This window comes from Janibacter zhangyanbonis (genome assembly GCF_050507325.1).
Taxonomy (GTDB): Bacteria; Actinomycetota; Actinomycetes; order Actinomycetales; family Dermatophilaceae; genus Janibacter.
On sequence record NZ_CP191481.1, the window covers coordinates 1,743,879 to 1,761,466 of the forward strand.

13 protein-coding genes and 1 pseudogene are annotated in these 17,588 nt (G+C 70.9%); 6 read left to right on the forward strand and 8 right to left on the reverse strand.

Going from position 1 to position 17,588, the window contains the following annotated elements:
- Positions 1-15: 15 nt before the first annotated feature.
- The 3 genes and pseudogenes from betT to ACQBJO_RS08495 form a co-directional block, all read right to left on the reverse strand.
- A pseudogene (gene betT / locus ACQBJO_RS08485) lies at positions 16-2,108 on the reverse strand (choline BCCT transporter BetT).
- Complete coding sequence (betA, locus tag ACQBJO_RS08490) at positions 2,108-3,865, reverse strand: choline dehydrogenase (protein WP_421008266.1); 1,758 nt, start codon at positions 3,863-3,865, stop codon at positions 2,108-2,110. Before betA ends, betT begins: the two are co-directional and overlap by 1 nt.
- On the reverse strand, positions 3,862-5,370 hold the full coding sequence (locus tag ACQBJO_RS08495) for an aldehyde dehydrogenase family protein (RefSeq protein ID WP_421008267.1): 1,509 nt from the start codon (positions 5,368-5,370) through the stop codon (positions 3,862-3,864). The genes betA and ACQBJO_RS08495 overlap by 4 nt, the downstream gene beginning before the upstream one ends.
- A 91-nt stretch (positions 5,371-5,461) precedes the next feature.
- Here ACQBJO_RS08495 and ACQBJO_RS08500 point away from each other — a divergent pair, with 91 nt between their 5' ends.
- A complete protein-coding gene (locus ACQBJO_RS08500; RefSeq protein WP_255186280.1) occupies positions 5,462-6,049 on the forward strand; it encodes a TetR/AcrR family transcriptional regulator in 588 nt (195 codons plus the stop codon).
- Between the two features lie 3 nt (positions 6,050-6,052).
- On the opposite strand, the gene ACQBJO_RS08505 is transcribed toward ACQBJO_RS08500, so the two are convergent.
- Complete coding sequence (locus tag ACQBJO_RS08505; RefSeq protein ID WP_421008268.1) at positions 6,053-6,790, reverse strand: class I SAM-dependent DNA methyltransferase; 738 nt, start codon at positions 6,788-6,790, stop codon at positions 6,053-6,055.
- A gap of 113 nt (positions 6,791-6,903) precedes the next feature.
- Here ACQBJO_RS08505 and ACQBJO_RS08510 point away from each other — a divergent pair, with 113 nt between their 5' ends.
- From ACQBJO_RS08510 to ACQBJO_RS08530, 5 genes are read left to right on the forward strand one after another with little or no spacing between them, the layout of a single operon-like run.
- Positions 6,904-9,267, forward strand: coding sequence for an ATP-binding cassette domain-containing protein (locus ACQBJO_RS08510; protein ID WP_421008269.1), 2,364 nt, complete (start codon positions 6,904-6,906; stop codon positions 9,265-9,267).
- A gap of 53 nt (positions 9,268-9,320) precedes the next feature.
- Positions 9,321-10,373 (forward strand): FecCD family ABC transporter permease, encoded by a 1,053-nt coding sequence (locus ACQBJO_RS08515; protein WP_421008270.1) that lies wholly within the window; start codon positions 9,321-9,323, stop codon positions 10,371-10,373.
- Entirely contained in the window at positions 10,370-11,443 is a 1,074-nt protein-coding gene (locus ACQBJO_RS08520; RefSeq protein WP_421008271.1) for a FecCD family ABC transporter permease, read from the forward strand. The genes ACQBJO_RS08515 and ACQBJO_RS08520 overlap by 4 nt, the downstream gene beginning before the upstream one ends.
- Positions 11,440-12,285 carry an ABC transporter ATP-binding protein gene (locus tag ACQBJO_RS08525; protein ID WP_421008272.1) on the forward strand — a complete coding sequence of 282 codons (846 nt, stop codon included), beginning with the start codon at positions 11,440-11,442 and terminating at the stop codon, positions 12,283-12,285. The genes ACQBJO_RS08520 and ACQBJO_RS08525 overlap by 4 nt, the downstream gene beginning before the upstream one ends.
- A gap of 27 nt (positions 12,286-12,312) precedes the next feature.
- Positions 12,313-13,323 carry an ABC transporter substrate-binding protein gene (locus ACQBJO_RS08530; protein ID WP_421008273.1) on the forward strand — a complete coding sequence of 337 codons (1,011 nt, stop codon included), beginning with the start codon at positions 12,313-12,315 and terminating at the stop codon, positions 13,321-13,323.
- Between the two features lie 9 nt (positions 13,324-13,332).
- Here ACQBJO_RS08530 and ACQBJO_RS08535 read toward each other — a convergent pair whose 3' ends face one another.
- The 4 genes from ACQBJO_RS08535 to ACQBJO_RS08550 all read right to left on the reverse strand — a co-directional run bounded on the left by ACQBJO_RS08535 (position 13,333) and on the right by ACQBJO_RS08550 (position 17,524).
- The gene (locus ACQBJO_RS08535; protein ID WP_421008274.1) at positions 13,333-14,193 is read right to left on the reverse strand and encodes an SDR family oxidoreductase; all 861 of its coding nucleotides are present in this window, start codon (positions 14,191-14,193) and stop codon (positions 13,333-13,335) included.
- A complete protein-coding gene (locus ACQBJO_RS08540) occupies positions 14,190-15,332 on the reverse strand; it encodes a hypothetical protein (RefSeq protein ID WP_421008275.1) in 1,143 nt (380 codons plus the stop codon). The genes ACQBJO_RS08535 and ACQBJO_RS08540 overlap by 4 nt, the downstream gene beginning before the upstream one ends.
- Before the next feature lie 70 nt (positions 15,333-15,402).
- Positions 15,403-16,467, reverse strand: a complete 1,065-nt coding sequence (locus ACQBJO_RS08545) for an AraC family transcriptional regulator (protein ID WP_421008276.1) — start codon at positions 16,465-16,467, stop codon at positions 15,403-15,405.
- 43 nt (positions 16,468-16,510) lie between these two features.
- Positions 16,511-17,524 (reverse strand): TerC/Alx family metal homeostasis membrane protein, encoded by a 1,014-nt coding sequence (locus ACQBJO_RS08550; RefSeq protein ID WP_421008277.1) that lies wholly within the window; start codon positions 17,522-17,524, stop codon positions 16,511-16,513.
- Positions 17,525-17,588 lie beyond the last annotated feature (64 nt).

Below are 17,588 nucleotides of genomic sequence, written 5' to 3' on the forward strand. Positions count from 1 at the left end.
CGTTACATAGGGATCCTATGTATTGCAATCGGGTAGACGAGAGGGCCGCGACACCGGGTGGGTGTCGCGGCCCTCTCGGGTGGCCGGTGGTCCTAGACCTGGTCGGCGAGGACCTCTGCGGCGGTCCAGCGCTCGAGGTGGTCGAGCACGTCGGTGGCAGACCTCCTCGCGGTCGTAGGCGAAGACGTCGTACCCACCGCCGGTCGGCAGGGCGACCTCGAGGCGCGCCGTGCGGTCGTCGGCCTCGATCATCCGGGCGCCGTAGCTCGGCGCCGCGACCTGACGCACCTGGACGGACCAGACGAAGGGGGAGACCCCCTCGCCGACGACGAGCCGGGCGGACCCCGGCCGGTTGGGGCCGCCGTCGTTGACCTCGACGGTGGCGGTCCTCCCTTCGTCGGTCATCGCGTCGGCGACCTCCTGCAGGGCCGGGACGACGACGCTCGCCAGGCGCTGGTTGGCGCGCTTGAGGCTCACCGTGCCCAGGGTGTTGGCGACCCGGCGGCGCCAGGAGCCCTGGTGGGCGCCCTCGCGGCCGACGAGGTGCGATGCGAGCGAGAGGCGGGCAGCCGTCGTCTGGGTGCGCTCGGCCTCGAGCGCCCGGTACAGGCCGATCATCACGAGGACCATGACGATGGCGAAGGGCAGCCCCATGACGATCGTCGCGTACTGCAGCGCGACGATGCCGCCGACGACGAGCATGGCGATCGTCAGCACGCCGGTGGCGCCGGCCCACAGGATCCGCAGCCACGGGCGGGCGTCGGTCTCGCTGTCGGGGAGCTCGGAGCTGAGGTTGGCCATGACGAGGGCGCCGGAGTCGGCGGAGGTGACGTAGAAGAGCAGCCCGACGAAGGTCGACAGCCCGACGAGGAAGAGCGCCCCGGGGTACTGCTGGAGGAGGGCGTAGAAGCCCTGCTCCGGCTGGTTCATCGCCATCTCGCCGAAGGCCGCGTCGCCGTCGGCGATCTGCTTGACCGCGCTGTTGCCGAAGATCGAGACCCACATGACGATGTAGCTGAAGGGGATCGTCAGCGTGTCAAGCATGAACTGCCCGATGGTGCGGCCCTTGGAGATGCGCGCGAGGAACATCCCGACGAAGGATGCCCAGGCGATCCACCAGGCCCAGAAGAAGAGCGTCCACAGGGACATCCACTCGGTCGGGTGGTCGTAGGCCATCGTGTCGAGGGTCATCCCGGGGAACATCGAGACGAAGTCGCCGACATTCATCGTGATGGCGCGCAGCAGGAAGGCGGTCTCCCCGGTGACGAGGATCCACAGGGCGAGGAAGATCGCGAGCAGCACGTTGAGCTGGCTGAGCAGCCGGATGCCCCGGTCGACACCGGTGGTGGCCGACACGGTCGCGGTGGCGACGGCGAGGACGACGAGACCGATCTGGGCGGGGATGCCCTGCGGCACGTCGAACATCACGCCGAGGCCGACGTTGAGCATGACGACGCCGATGCCCAGCGAGGTCGCGACGCCGAAGATCGTGCCGAGGACGGTCGCGATGTCGACCGCGTCGCCGATCGGCCCGCGCACTCGCTTGCCGACGAGCGGGTAGAGCGCCGAGCGCACGGCCAGGGGCAGCTTCTTGCGGTGTGCGAAGTAGCCCAGGGCCACGCCCATGAGCGCGTACATGCCCCAGCCGGTGATGCCGTAGTGGAAGAGGGTCCACACGGTCGCCTCGCGGGCGGCCTCGACGGTCTCGCCCGGCCCCTGCGGGGAGCGAGGTACTGGCTCGCGGGCTCGGCGACGGCGAAGAACATGACGTCGGTGCCGATGCCGGCCGCGAAGAGCATCGAGGCCCACGCGAAGGTCGAGTACTCGGGACGGTCGTCGTCGTCACCCAGGCGGATGCGGCGGTAGCGCATGCCGACGTAGACGACGAAGACGAGGATCGCGGTGGCCAGCAGGATGTAGAACCAGCCGAACCAGTTGGCGATCCACCCCACCACGCTGCCGAGGGTGGCCTCGGCGTGGGTCGGGGCGATGAGGGCCCAGGCCGCGACGACGACTGTCGCGACGACCGAGACGACGAGGACCGACTTCTTCGCACGGGGTTTCGTCACCCGGTCCTGCGTCAGCTCGGGGTCGATGACCGTGCTCATCAGGCGTCCCCCTTCGACTGCGCATCACGCACTGCCGCAAGGGCGCTGGGGATCTCGGTGCGCGCATCCCAGGCGTCGTTGCGCGGGTCGCCCTGCGGGTAGAGGGGCATCCCCTGCTTGGCCCGGTAGACCGGCGGGTGCTCCGCCGCGAGCGGCGTGTTGCCGGCGATGAGGTCGGCCGCCTTCTCCGCGACCATCATCACCGGGGCGTAGATGTTGCCGTTGGTGATCGTCGGGAAGACCGAGGCGTCGACGACGCGCAAGCCCTCGGTCCCGTGGACCCGCATCGAGCCGGGGTCGACGACGGCCATGTCGTCGGTGCCCATCTTCGCCGAGCACGACGGGTGCAGGGCCGTCTCGGCGTCCTTGGCGACCCAGTCGATGATCTCCTGGTCCGTCTGCACGTCCGGCCCGGGCGAGATCTCGCCACCGTCGAAGGGGGCGAAGGCCGGCTGCGAGAGGATGTGCCGCGCGGCGCGCACGACCTCGACCCACTCACGCCGGTCGCGCTCGGTCGACAGGTAGTTGAAGAGGATGCCCGGCTTGGTCCGCGGGTCGGCGTTCTTGATGTGCACGTGGCCGCGCACGTCGGAGTTCATCGGCCCGATGTGCACTTGGTAGCCGTGCTTGCCCTCGGCCGCCGTGCCGTCGTAGCGCACGGCGATCGGCAGGAAGTGGAACATGAGGTTGGGGTAGGCGACCTCGTCGTTGGTGCGGATGAAGCCGCCGCCCTCGAAGTGGTTGGAGGCACCGACGCCCCGGTTGAGGAAGAGCCACTCGGCGCCGATGTAGGGCGCCTTCCACTTCTTCAGCCACGGCGAGATCGACACCGGCTGCAGGCTGGTGTGCTGCAGGTAGACCTCGAGGTGGTCCTGCAGGTTCTCGCCGACACCCGGCAGCTCGACACGGGTCTGCACGCCCGCGGCGCCGAGCACCTCGGGGTCACCGACGCCGGAGAGCTCGAGGAGCTGCGGCGAGTTGAAGGCGCCACCGCAGAGGATGACCTCACCGGCGTCCACCGAGTGCCGGCTGCGGCCGGCGCGCACGAAGTCCACACCGGTCACGCGGGTGCCCTGCCAGCGCAGCCCGGTGACCATGGCCAGCGTGGTCACGTCGAGGTTCTTGCGGTCGCGGACCGGCCGCAGGTAGGAGCGCGAGGCCGACATCCGGCTGCCCTTGTAGACATTGCGGTCGAAGGGGGCGAAGCCCTCCTGGCGATAGCCGTTGACGTCGTCCGTCCGGGCGAAGCCGGCCTGGGTCGTCGCCTCGAAGAAGGCCTGGAAGAGGGGCGAGTCGGCGGGGCCGCGCTCGAGCTTGAGCGGGCCGGCTCCGCCGCGCCACGCGTCGGCGCCGGCGATCGTCGTCTCCATGCGCTTGAAGTAGGGCAGGCAGTGGGCGTAGTCCCACGCCTCCATGCCGTCGAAGGAGGCCCAGGTGTCGTAGTCACCGGGGTTGCCGCGCTGGAAGATCATGCCGTTGATGCTCGAGCTGCCGCCGAGCACCTTGCCCCGGGCGTGCGGGACCCGACGGCCGCCCATGTGCGGCTCGGGCTCGGTCTCGTAGGCCCAGTCGTAGAGCGGGTTGCCCGAGGGGAACATCAGCGCCGCCGGCATGTGGATCAGCGGGTCGGCGAGGAAGTCCGCCCGCCCGGCCTCGAGGACGAGGACGCTCGTGCCCTCGTCGGCGCTCAGGCGGTTGGCGAGGGCGGATCCTGCGGACCCACCTCCGACGATGACGTAGTCGTAGCGATCTCTCATGCGTCCTCTCCCTCGGTCGTGGCGTCGTCGAACCACCCGGCGCGGGCCGGGCGGGTGTTGTGCCAGATGTGCTTGGTCTCCTGGTACTCGTGCAGGCCGGCGAGCCCGAGCTCACGCCCGATGCCGGACTGCTTCATGCCGCCCCACTCCGCCGCGGGGACGTAGGGGTGGAAGTCGTTGATCCAGATGGTCCCGTGGCGCAGTCGGCGGGCGACGCGCTCGGCGCGCCCCGCATCCTGGGTCCACACGGCACCGGCCAGGCCGTAGATCGTGTCGTTCGCGATGGCCACCGCGGCGTCCTCCGCCGCCTCGCGGGTCTCGCCGGCGAAGGTCTCGACGGTCAGGACCGGCCCGAAGGACTCGTCCTGGACGCACGACATCTCGCTCGTGCACCCGTCGAGGATCGTGGGCGGGTAGTAGCTGCCGCCCGCGAGGTCGCCACCGGGGCGCTCGCCGCCGCAGCGCAGCACCGCGCCCTCGGCCAGACCCGCGGCGACGTAGGCCTCGACCTTGTCCCGGTGGGCGTCGCTGATGAGCGGGCCGGTCTCGGCGCGCTCGTCGAAGGGGCCGCCGAGACGGATCGCCCGGGCGCGGCGGACGAGCTCGTCGACGACCTCGTCGTGCACCGACTCCTCGACGACGAGGCGCGAGCCCGCGGAGCAGACCTGGCCGGAGTCGAGGAAGATCGCGGTGAGCGCGTTGTCGATCGCGGCGTCGAGGTCGGCGTCGGCGAAGATGACGTTGGGGTTCTTGCCGCCGAGCTCGAGGGCGATCTTCTTCACCGTCGGGGCAGCCGCCGCCATGATCGTGCGGCCGGTGTGCAGGCCGCCGGTGAAGGAGACGAGGTCGACCTCGGGGGCCTCGGTCATCGCGGCGCCCACGGTGGCGCCCGGCCCGAGCACGAGGTTGGCGACGCCGTCGGGCAGGCCGAGCTCGGCGAGGGTGCGCACGAGCCAGATCGAGGTCTGCGGGGTCAGCTCGCTCGGCTTGAGGACGAAGGTGTTGCCCGCGGCCAGCGCCGGGGCGACCTTCCACGCCGTCTGCAGCAGCGGGAAGTTCCACGGGGTGATGAGCGCGCACACGCCGACGGGCTCGCTCACGACACGGGAGGAGACGTCGGGCATGCCGGGGTCGACGACCCGGCCGGCCTCGGCCTGGGCCAGGCCGGCGAAGTGCCGGAAGACCGCGACGATGTCCTGCATGTCGATGCGCGTCTCGACCATCCGCTTGCCGGTGTCGAGGGCCTCGAGACGCGCGACCTCCTCGAGCTCGCTCTCGAGTCGATCGGCGAGGCGGTGCAGGAGGGCGACCCGCTCGGGCGCCGGGGTGCTCGGCCACGGGCCGGAGTCGAAGGCTTGTCGGGCGGCGCGAACGGCCTCGAGGGCGTCGGCGGCACCCCCTTCGTCGACCGTCGCGACGACGGATCCGTCGGCGGGGCAGGTGATCTCACGGGTCTCTCCGGACGCGGCGGTCCGCCACTGCCCGTTGATGTGCAAGGTCGTCATCGGTGGCTCCCTGTCGGTGGCGTGGGTCGGCACCGACCGTAACGCACGTTTCAGTTCCATGTGAAACGCGCGTTACGGTTAGGCTGGCGACATGGCCACCACGGAGCGCCGTCGTCCGGCGCGGGAGCGGCTGCTCACCGCAGCCGACGAGCTGATGTTCGTCGAGGGTGTCGTGCTGACGCCCGTCGACGTCATCCTGCGACGTGCCGGCGCCTCGCCCGCCACGCTCTACGCCAACTTCGGCAACAAGGACGGGCTCATCGCCGCGGCGCTCGAGCGAAGGCTCGGGGAGTGGACCGAGGTCTGGGACGCGGCGCTCGCCGCCGCCGCCACGCCCACCGACCGGCTGCTCGCGATCTTCCCGGCGCTGCGGACCTACCAGCGCGAGCGGCTCGACGAGCGGTGGTGCGCCTTCAGCGGGACGGCCGCCGCGACGGGCAACCCGGCACCCGCGGTCGCCGAGATGCTCACGGCTGAGGACACCCTCCTGCACGAGCGGATCGAGGCGCTCGCCGCCGAGGTCGTGCCGGGGGAGCGTGGCGTGCGACTGGCCGACGAGGTCGTCGTCGCCTACCTCGGCGCCATCACCGGCATGCTCCGCGGCGACCAGGAGCGGGCCATCGCCGCCGGCGAGCGCACCGCCGCGCACCTCGTCGAGGTCGCCCTCGCCGAGTTCTGACCGTCAGGGTCGGCGCCACACGCTGACGTGGGACTCGCTGTCGGGGCCGAAGGGGGTACCGATCCAGTCCTCGTGGCGGGACTCGAGCTGCAGGCCCGCACAACGCGCCATGAGGTCCAGCTCGCTGGGCCAGACGTAGCGGTAGTTGTGGGTGCCCCGGCGGTAGCTGCCGTCGGCCTGCCGAGTCAGGTGGTGAGACGTCGCCTGCTGGGTCACCGGGTCGAAGGTGTCGAACCCGAGGTGGCCGTCGGAGACGTCGAAGGGGACCGCCACCTGGCCCGGGACGAGCCGGCGCAGGGGAGGGACGCCGACCTCCACGACGAACCGGCCGCCGGGGGAGAGGTGACGGGCGGCGTTGCGGAAGCACTCGACCTGCTCGTCCTGCGTCCGCAGGTTGCCGATGGTGTTGAAGACGAGGAAGACCAGGGTGAACTCACCGTCGACCCGTGTCGTCGCCATGTCGCCGACGACCACGGGCAGCTGTGCCGCGGAGACCTTCGTCCGCAGGACGTCGACCATCGGGGTGGACAGCTCGATCCCGGTGACCGGGACCCCCTTCGCCAGCAAGGGGACGGCGACGCGACCGGTGCCGATCGCGAGCTCGAGCGCGGGCCCGCCACCCGCGAGCTCGGCGAGCGCGTCCACCACGGGATCCAGCACCTCCGGCGCGGACATCCCGGTGCCCGCCGGGTCGTCGTAGCGCTGCGCCTGCTCGGCCGTCCACACGTCGCTGCTCGTCATCGCACCAGCACAGCAGGGCGAGGTCGCGGGCCGCCACCGGATTTCGACGACGTCGTCGGGACGATCTGGTTGGATCACAGGCGGCCCACCCACCCCCTTCGTCTGGAGCTCGCATGCCGCACGCCGCCGACAGCCACGACCTCATCCGGGTGCAGGGAGCGAGGGAGAACAACCTCAAGGACGTGAGCGTCGACCTGCCCAAGCGGCGGCTGACGGTCTTCACCGGGGTCTCGGGCTCGGGCAAGAGCTCGCTCGTCTTCGGGACGATCGCGTCCGAGTCGCGCCGGCTCATCGACGAGACCTACAGCGCCTTCCTCCAGGGCTTCATGCCCTCGCTGGCACGGCCCGACGTCGACCACCTCGAGGGCCTGACGACGGCGATCATCGTCGACCAGGAGCGCATGGGGGCCAACCCGCGCTCGACCGTCGGCACGGCGACCGATGCCAATGCGATGCTGCGCATCCTCTACTCGCGCCTGGGCCAGCCGCACGTCGGGCCGCCGACGGCCTTCTCCTTCAACGTACCCACGCGCAAGGCGAGCGGGTCGATGACGACGGACAAGGGCACCCACACCGAGCGCAAGACGGTCAAGCAGCAGGTCTACCTCGGCGGCATGTGCCCGCGCTGCGAGGGCATGGGGCAGGTGAGCGACATCGACCTCACCGCCCTCTACGACGACACCAAGACGCTCGAGGACGGCGCACTGACCGTCCCCGGCTACTCGATGGACGGCTGGTACGGCCGCCTCTTCGCCGGCATGGGCCTGCCGATGGACAAGCCGATCAAGGACTTCACGACGAAGCAGCTCGAGACGATGCTGTGGAGCGAGCCGACGAAGATCAAGGTCGAAGGGGTCAACCTCACCTTCGAGGGGATCATCCCCAAGATCCAGAAGTCGATGCTCAGCAAGGACCCCGAGGCGATGCAGCCGCACGTGCGCCGCTTCGTCGAGCGGGCCGTGACCTTCCAGACCTGCCCCGAGTGCGAGGGCACCCGCCTCACCCCCGAGGCCCGCGCGTCGAAGATCAAGGGCAAGAACATCGCCGACCTGTGCTCGATGCAGATCAACGACCTGGCCGCCTGGGTGCGCGAGCTCGACGAGCCGGGCTTCGAGCCGCTGCTCGCCGGCCTGCAGCACCTGCTCGACTCCTTCACCGAGATCGGTCTGGGCTACCTCTCCCTGGACCGCCCAGCAGGCACGCTCTCCGGAGGAGAGGCCCAGCGGGCGAAGATGATCCGTCACCTCGGGTCCTCGCTCACCGACGTCACCTATGTCTTCGACGAGCCGACGATCGGGCTGCACCCTCACGACATCGACCGGATGAACGACCTGCTCCTGCGCCTGCGCGACAAGGGCAACACCGTGCTCGTCGTCGAGCACAAGCCGGAGACGATCGCCATCGCCGACCACGCCGTCGACCTCGGCCCCATGGCGGGGTCGAAGGGGGGAGAGATCGTCTTCGAGGGGTCCGTCGAGGAGCTGCGGGCCAGCGACACCCTCACCGGGCGCCACCTCGACCACCGCGTGGCGCTCAAGGACGAGGTCCGCTCCGCCACAGGGGCGCTCGAGATCCGGGGCGCCAGCACGCACAACCTCCAGGACGTCGACGTCGATGTCCCCACCGGGGTCCTCGTCGCGGTGACGGGCGTCGCCGGGTCGGGCAAGAGCTCGCTCATCCACTCCGGTCTCGACCACCGTGACGAGGTCGTCGTCGTCGACCAGTCGGCGATCAAGGGCTCGCGGCGCAGCAACCCCGCGACCTACACCGGCCTGCTCGAGCCGGTGCGCAAGGCCTTCGCCAAGGCCAACGGCGTCAAGCCGGCGCTCTTCAGCTCCAACTCCGAGGGCGCCTGCCCGACCTGCAACGGCGCCGGCGTGATCTTCACCGAGCTCGGGGTCATGGCTACCGTCGAGTCGCCGTGCGAGGACTGCGAGGGTCGCCGCTTCCAGGAGGCGGTCCTCGAGTACGAGCTCGCCGGCAAGAACATCGCCGACGTGCTCGAGATGTCGATGAGCGAGGCGGAGGCCTTCTTCGCCAAGGAAGGCCCGGCGTCCCTGCCGGCCGCGCACAAGATCCTCACCCGGCTCGTCGACGTCGGTCTGGGCTACCTCACCCTCGGCCAGCCGCTCACGGCGCTGTCCGGCGGCGAGCGCCAGCGCCTCAAGCTCGCGGTGCACATGGGGGACAAGGGCGAGGTCTACGTCCTCGACGAGCCGACGACCGGCCTGCACCTCGCCGACGTCGACAACCTGCTCGCCCTGCTCGACCGCCTCGTCGACGCGGGCAAGTCGGTCATCGTCATCGAGCACCACCAGGCCGTCATGGCGCACGCCGACTGGATCATCGACCTCGGTCCCGGTGCCGGCCACGAGGGTGGTCGGGTCGTCTTCGAGGGCACACCGGCCGATCTCGTGGCGAAGGGGGAGACCCTCACCGCCACGCACCTGGCGGCCTACGTGGGTCACGAGAGTTAGGATCGCCTCACCTTCAGCGCCGGCCGGTGGCGCTGGGAGCGAGGAGGTGAGGCATGACGACGACCGCGACGCGACTCGAGCTCGCACGCGAGGCGACGCGGACACCCCCTTCGCTCGGCCGACGGGCGATCTCCCTCCTCGTCCTCGGCGCACTGCTCGTCGGGGTCGCGCTCGTCTCGCTCTTCGTCGGCAGCGGCGACATCCCGGTGGGCGAGGCGTGGCGGGCCCTGTGGCACGACGACGGCAGCACCAACGCCGAGATCATCCGCGGGTCGCGACTTCCGCGCACCCTTCTCGGCGTCGCCGTCGGCGCCGCGATGGGTGTCGCCGGCGCGCTCATGCAGGCGATCACCCGCAACCCGCTCGCCGACCCCGGGCTCCTCGGCGTCAACGCCGGGGCCTACTTCGCCATGGTCGTCGGCTTCTCCCTCGTCGGCGCCACGTCGACCGCCGGCAGCATCCCCTTCGCCATGGCCGGAGCCCTCGTCGCCGCAACGCTCGTGCACGTCGTCGGCTCCCGGGGCAGGGGAGGGGCCAGCCCGGCGAAGCTCGTGCTCACCGGCGTGGCCGTCAGCTGTGTCTTCACCGGGGTGGCCTTCGGCATGACGATGGTCGACCCCAAGGCCTTCGACGCCATCCGCGGGTGGCAGGTCGGGTCCCTCGACAAGGACCACGCGCTCGACCTGCTGGCCGTCGCGTCACCGTGGATCGCCGGCGGGCTGCTCGTCGCGCTCCTGCTCTCGGCCCAGCTCAACGCACTGGCCCTCGGTGACGACCGGGCGCGCTCCCTGGGTGTCCCGGTGACCGCGGTGCGCACCATCGGCTTCCTCGCCCTGACCGTGCTCTGCGGCGCGGGGACGGCTGCCGTCGGGCCGATCTCCTTCCTCGGCCTGATGATCCCGCACGCCGTGCGCACGCTCGTCGGTCCCGACCAGCGGTGGCTTCTGTCGGCCTCGGCGCTGGCGGCGCCGGTGCTCTTCCTCGCCGCCGACGTCGTCGGCCGGGTCCTGCTCGTCACCGAGCTGCCGGTGGGCATGGTGACGGCCTTCATCGGGGCACCCGTGCTCATCCACCTCGTCCGATCGCGCGGGGCGAGCGAGCTGTGAGCACGCCGGCCCAGATCTGGCCGCGCCGGGTCCGCGTGCTGCGCACGCGCTCGGGGCGCACGAGCCTGCGCGTGGACCTGCGCACGAGCCTCACGACGCTCGCCCTGACCCTCCTCGCGCTCGTCGTGGCCGTCTGGTCGCTCGGAGTCGGCTCCACGCCGGGGTCCGACCTGCCGCTCGACCGCGTCGTCGGGGCCTTCACGGGCACCGAGTCGGAGGTGGTGCGGCGCATCGTCGTCGAGGGCCGCCTGCCCCGGGTGCTCGTCGCGCTGCTGGGCGGCGCGGCCCTGGCGCTCGGCGGCGCCATCCTCCAGACGCTGACCCGCAACCCCCTCGGCAGCCCCGACATCATCGGCTTCACCAGCGGCGCCAACACCGGCGCCCTCGGCGCCATGCTCGTGCTCGGCACCGGCTATGCCGGGGCGACGGTCGGCTCGCTCGTCGGGGGTCTGCTCACGGGTGCGGTGATCTACCTCCTCGCCTTCAAGGACGGCGTGCACGGCACCCGCCTGATCGTCATCGGCATCGGCGTGAGCGCGATGCTCGTGGCCTTCAACGGATTCCTCCTCGTGCGGGCCCGGGTCGAGAATGCCGCGGCCGCCGCGGCCTGGGGTCAGGGCATCTTCGACCAGCTGCGCTTCGTCGACGTCATCGCCGTGGGCGCCGCGCTGGCGGTCCTGCTGCCGGCGCTCGCAGCACTGACCCCGAGCCTGCGGATGTTCGAGCTGGGGGAGGCCGCCGCCCGGAGCAAGGGCGTCGACACCACCCGCGACCAGCTCCTCCTGCTCGTCGTCGCCGTCGCGCTCGTCGCCGCGGTGACCGCCGTGGCCGGGCCGGTCGCCTTCGTCGCGCTCATCGCCCCGCAGGTCGCCGCGCGGCTCGCCCGCAGCCCGGGCATCCCGCTGACGACGACCGCGGCCGTCGGGGCCTCGCTGCTCGTCGTCTGCGATGCCGTGGCACGCACTCTGCTGGCGCCCGTCCAGCTCCCCGTGGGGGTCATCACGACCGCGCTCGGCGGCGTCTACCTGCTCGGTCTGCTCCTGCACCAGTCCCGGAAGGCCACGACATGAGCCCCTCCCGCCTGCACGCTGCCGACCTGCGGGTCGGCTACGACGACCGGGTGATCATCGAGGACCTGTCCGTCGAGATCCCCGACGGCTCCTTCACCGTCATCGTCGGCCCCAATGCCAGTGGCAAGTCCACCCTGCTGCGCGCCCTGTCCCGCCTGCTGCGACCGACGCACGGGGCGGTGCTCCTCGACGGCCACGACGTGCGGGAGATGGGCGGCAAGGAGTTCGCGAGGGAGCTCGGCCTGCTGCCGCAGGAGTCGATCGCGCCCGAGGGGATCACCGTCGTCGACCTCGTCGCGCGGGGGCGCTTCCCCTACCAGCGGCTCTTCCGGCAGTGGAGCGACGAGGACGAGCGCGCCGTGTGCGAGGCGCTCGAGGCCACCCAGCTGCTCGAGCTGTCCACCCGCCCCGTCGAGGCCCTCTCGGGCGGGCAGCGGCAGCGGGTCTGGATCGCCATGGCGCTCGCCCAGGAGACACCGATCCTGCTGCTCGACGAGCCGACGACCTATCTCGACCTGGCGCATCAGCTCGAGGTGCTCGAGCTGTGCACCCGCCTGCACCGACAGGGACGCACCCTCGTCGCCGTCCTCCACGACCTCAACCAGGCCGCCCGCTATGCATCGCACCTCGTCGCGATGTCGTCGGGGGCCGTTGCGGCGCAAGGGACCCCGAGCGAGGTCGTCACCGAGGAGGTCGTCCACCGCGTCTTCGGGGTGCGGGCCCGCGTGATCGACGACCCCGAGTCCCACACACCCATGGTCATCCCCCTGGCCAGCGGGGCGGTCTCCGCCGCCGACCTGCCCGGTGACACCGCCATCGCCCACGACCCGTCCCACCCCTGACCCACCCCCTTCGGAAGGACCCCTCCCATGGCACCCCTGCGACGACTCGTCGTCACCCCGACCCTCGTGCTCGCCCTGACCGCACTCGCCGCGTGCGGCTCGTCCGAGGACTCCACGGAGGGCGGTGACGGCGGCAAGGTCGTCGGCACCGTCGAGCGCGGACCCGAGACCGACGTGACCCAGGCCGGCGACGAGCTCAAGGTCGTCGCCCTCGGCTGGTCCGACGGCGAGATCGCCGCCTCGCTCGGGGTCACCCCGACGGCGATCTACGACTGGCAGGGCCACGGCGCGGACAACCAGGGCGTCGGCGAGTGGGCCCAGGACGACGTCGAGGACGCCGACATCGAGGTCATCAAGAACTCCGGCACGACCTACAACTACGAGCAGATCGAGCTGCTCGAGCCCGACCTCATCCTCAACGTCCGCGCGGCGGGCGACGACAAGGTCTTCGACCGCCTCTCGAAGATCGCGCCCGTGGCCTCGGCCCCGAAGGACGCGCCCGACTTCGCGGTCGACTGGCGCACCCAGACCGAGATCATCGGCAAGGCCCTGGGCAAGGACGAGGAGGCCAAGGAGGCCGTCGCCGAGACCGACGAGGTCATCAAGGACGCCGCGGCCGAGCACCCGGAGTTCAAGGACAAGACCTTCGCCTACGGCGTGAAGTTCGGTGAGGCCTACGGCGGCTACGTCGAGGGCGACGCGCGCTTCGACGTCTTCGGCGAGCTCGGCTTCGTCGAGAACCCCGCGCTCAGCAAGCTCACCCCGAGCGGTGGCTTCTTCGCCGCGGTCGCGGCCGAGCAGGTCAAGGCCTTCGACGCCGACGTCGCCGTGCTGTCGACGATCGGCCTGCCGCTCAAGGACCTCGAGTCCGACGCCAAGATCAGCTCCCTGGCCGTCGTCAAGGAGGACCGCGCGCTGGTCCTCGACGAGAAGGACGAGGTGAACGTCGCCCTCGCGGCCGGCACCCCCGAGTCGATCGCGCTCGCCGTCGAGGAGGTCACCCCCGACCTCGCCAAGGCAGCCGCCAAGGCGAAGTGACCGTCGGGCTCAGCCTCGGCCGAGCCGCCGGCGACCCTGCTGCTGCTTGCGCATCCGACGCTGAGTCCGCTCGCCCTGCCGGACGACGAAGGGGGTCAGCGCCAGCCCGAGGGCCGGGAAGAGGTCGCCGAACCGCACGACGGCACCCCGCCACCTGGGCAGGGCGGTGACGAGCCGGGGCTCGTCGAGGACCTTGCCCACCGCGGTCACCACCTCGTGGGGCTGGAGGAGCTTGCCGGAGAAGGAGAGCGCAGCGCCGGGGTCGTCGAGCTTGTCGTGGAGCATCGGGGTCCAGATGCCGTCGGGGCAGATGCACGAGATGTGCACGTCCTTGACCTTCGCCGCGCGCAGGTCGGCCATGGTGCTCAGGCTGAACCCCATGACCGCGTGCTTCGAGGCGGAGTAGACGCCCTCTCCGGGGACCGCGGTGATGCCCGCGAGCGAGGCGATGTTGATGATGTGGCCGCCGCCGCTCCCGCGCCGCATGGCGCCGACCGCCGCGAGGGTGCCGTTCATCGTGCCGAGGGCGTTGACCTCGAGCATCAGCCGTCGCGTCGCCTCGTCGTGCTCCCATGGCGGGCCGGTGACGAGCACTCCCGCGTTGTTGACCCAGACGTCGAGCCGTCCGGCCACCTCGACGATGCGGTCACGCGCTGCCAGGACCTGGCTCTCGTCGCGCACGTCGACGGTCATCGCCGTGGCCAGGCTGCCGAGCGCGGCGGCGGTCTCGGTGGCAGCCGCCCCGTCGACGTCGGTGACGAGGACGTGGTGGCCGCGCTCGACGAGCATCGTGGCGATCTGCCGCCCGAGACCGCGCCCGGCGCCGGTCACGACGGCACCGGCGGGCCAGCGGGTGGGGGAGGAGCTCATCGCCGACCCGCCCGGATCGTGCCGTAGTCGATGCCGCCGTGGTGATGGGTCGGCACGACGGGCCAGAAGCGCTTCCACGGGGCGAGCTCGCTCGAGGGGAGGATCTGCAACCACCGCGGGTCCTCCTTGCTCGGGTCCGCGAGCGTCTTCTCCTTGATCATCGAGTCGTACTGGTCGAGCGAGTCCTCGAGGGTGTTGCCGTTCGGGCAGATCTCACGGCCGTACTGCTGGTGGTAGAGCTTCACGCCCGGGATCCGGGACTGCTCGGGCTGCCAGTTGTCGAGCGCGATCCCGTTCTCCGACGAGACCCAGACGCCGTCCGGGGTGTTGACGACGAGCGAGTGGTTGCCGTCGGTGTGCCCTGGGGTCCACAGCAGCGCGACCCCCGGGCCGAGCTCGATGTCGCCCTCGAAGGTCGCGAACTTGTCCAGGTCGACGCCCTCGAGACTGCCCTCGACGTACCAGGCCCACTGCATGGGATGCAGGTTCTGCAGGGTGGCCAGCTCGCGCGTGTTGACGAGCATCTTGGCCTCGCCGAAGATCGGGCCGCGCGGAGCCTGCTCTCCGGGGATGGTCGTGGAGGAGCCGAGGATCATCCGCGGGTCCTGCACGTGCAGGTGGTCGAAGGCGCAGAAGTCGACGTCCTCGGGGCCCAGACCGACCTGGGCCAGCGCCTCGTCCGGCTCGTTGTAGTAGTTGACGATGACCTGCTCGGCGCGATTCGCGTAGGGGATCTTGTTCATCAGGCGCTGCAGCTTGTCGAAGAAGGGCGCCTTGGCCGAGCCCTCCGGCACGGTCGGCTCGAAGACGAGCGTGCGTGGCCGACCGTCCCAGTCGTCGTACTGCACGACGACCATCCGGTTGATGATCGGGATCAGCGGGCTGTGCGGCCCGATGACGGCGGTGTTGAAGCCGTACTTGACGGGGTAGGGCGCCGAGGCGATGTCCACCGACTTCACCGCGGTGACCTGGCCCTGGGCCGTGAAGCGCTTCTTGTAGGCGACGGCCGCGCTGCGCACCGCCTCGAGCCGGTCACCGCGCGGCCAGATGTCGTGCACCCCGTCGAACTCGGGGATCGTGCGCGCCCCGAGGGAGCGGACGTCCGTGGTCGTGGGGTGGGTGGTCGGGGTGTCGGTCACGTGGTGCCTCCGGGGTCGGTGCGGTCGCAGTGCCGTCCAGCATGGCCGTCGCGTCCGGGCAGAACTTGACTCAGCGCGACAGATTGTCCGGCCCCCCCCCGCGTGTCGACCGCACCTCCCGAGGGCTCGAGCCGGTCCAGCGACGCACCGCGCGGGTCAGCGTGCTCTGCGAGGTGAAGCCCACCATCGTCGAGATCTGGGCAAGGGGCAGCGTGCTCGTCGAGATGAGGCGAAGGGACAGCGTGCGCCGGACGTCGTCGAGCACCGCCTCGTAGGTCGTCCCCTCTGCGGCCAGCGCGCGCTGGAGGGTCCGCGGGTGAATCGCGAGGAGGCGGGCCACGTCGGCGAGGGCGTGGCCGGTGGTCCCGATGGTCTCGACCAGCAGCTGGTGGACCCTGACCGAGGTCGTCTGCCCCGGGTCGCGGTGGTCCCTGGCCAGGTGGGCGATCGCCAGGGCGCGGATCGCCTCGTCGGCGCCCGCGAAGCGCACGTCCATGGTGCGCTGGTCGACCCGCAGCGCCGCGACCTCGGTGCCGAACCTCACCCTGTCGCCGAAGACCTCGGTGTAGCGGGTGAGCGGGGACATGGGTGCGTGGGGGAGGTCGACCGATCGCAGCCCCGCGGTGGTCCCCACGAGCGCCGTCGAGATGCGGAAGAGCAACCCGATGCCGAGCTCCATCGCCTGAGGGGAGTAGGGGGACTCGCGCAGCTGCTTGCGGTAGGTGATCGCCACGACGCCCTTCGCTCCGCTCGGGTCCTCCTCGACGGCGATCCGCAAGGCCGGGCTGTGGACGAAGAGGAACCTCGTGACGCACTCGAGTGCCTCGTTCACCGTGCCCGACGCCTCGATCGCCACGGCGAGCGGGCCGAGGATCGTCAGGTCCTGGGCTGCGGCGAGCCGCAGGCCGAGGTCGGGGCAGGCCAGCTCGACGGCCGCCCGGTCGAGCATGAGGTCGTGACCGGTGATGGGGAGCACCCCGTCGTCGGCCTCGAGGACCTCGGGGTCGATCCCGTGCTGCTCGAGCGGGTCGAGCGGGTCGCCCCCGAGCTCGCGCACCAGCTCGGGGAACCCGCGCAGGCTGGCGCTGCGGATGAGGCCGGCGTCGCTCACGGCCAGGGGAGGCGGCGGGTGCATCCGAGCAGTCTCCCGCACGCCACCCCTGCCCGTCCGGCTCCGGTCAGTGGTCGACGCGCTCCCGCTCCTCGTCCTGCGTGGCGCTCGCTCGGTCGAGCGAACGCATCCGCCACAGGGAGGCGATCACGGCGACGACCATCGACACGAGGATGACGACGAGCGAGTGCCAGGTCTCGATGTGCGGCACCCACGTGATCGGCTCGCCGCCGTTGATCCAGCTCACCTCGTTGGCCTCCATGGCGTGCAGCACGAGCTTGACGCCGATGAACCCGAGGATCGCGGCGATGCCGTAGTGCAGGTAGACGAGGCGCTCGAGCAGCCCGCCGAGCAGGAAGTACAGCTGGCGCAGACCCATGAGCGCGAAGATGTTGCACGCGAAGACGAGGAAGGGGTCGGTGGTCACCGAGAAGATCGCCGGGATCGAGTCGATCGCGAAGACGAGGTCGACGGTGCCCAGGGCGAGGATCACCAGGACGAAGGGGGTGAAGAAGCGCACCCCGTCCTTGCGCACGACGGCCTTGGCCCCGTGCCACTCGTCGGTGAAGTTCAGGCGGCGCTTGAGGGTGCGGATCACGAGGTTGTCGGGGGCGCCCCCTTCGTCGTCGTGGCCGAAGGCCTGCTTCCACGCGACGTACACGAGGTAGGCGCCGAAGAGGTAGAAGACCCAGGCGAAGGACTCGATGACCTGCACGCCGACGAGGATGAAAATGCCTCGCAGGACGATGGCGATGAGGATGCCGATCATCAGCACCCGCTGCTGGAGCGCGTGCGGCACCGCGAAGCTGCCGAGCAGGATGATGAAGACGAAGAGGTTGTCGATCGAGAGCGAGTACTCGAGGAGCCAGCCCGTGAGGAACTCGCCGGAGCGCTGCGTGTCGCCCATGGCGAGGAGCACGCCGGCGAAGACCAGGGCGAGGGAGACGTAGACGGCGACCCAGGCGCTCGCCTCCTTCATCGACGGCACGTGGGGACGCTTGATGACGAGGAGCAGGTCGAGGATCAGGATCGCGCTGAGCACGGTCAGCGAGGCGATCTCGAAGATCTGGTAGGCGGACACGGAGGAACCCTTCGGGTGGGGGACGGCGGACAGGTCCGCGAACGTCTCTCCCACGCTGTGCGCG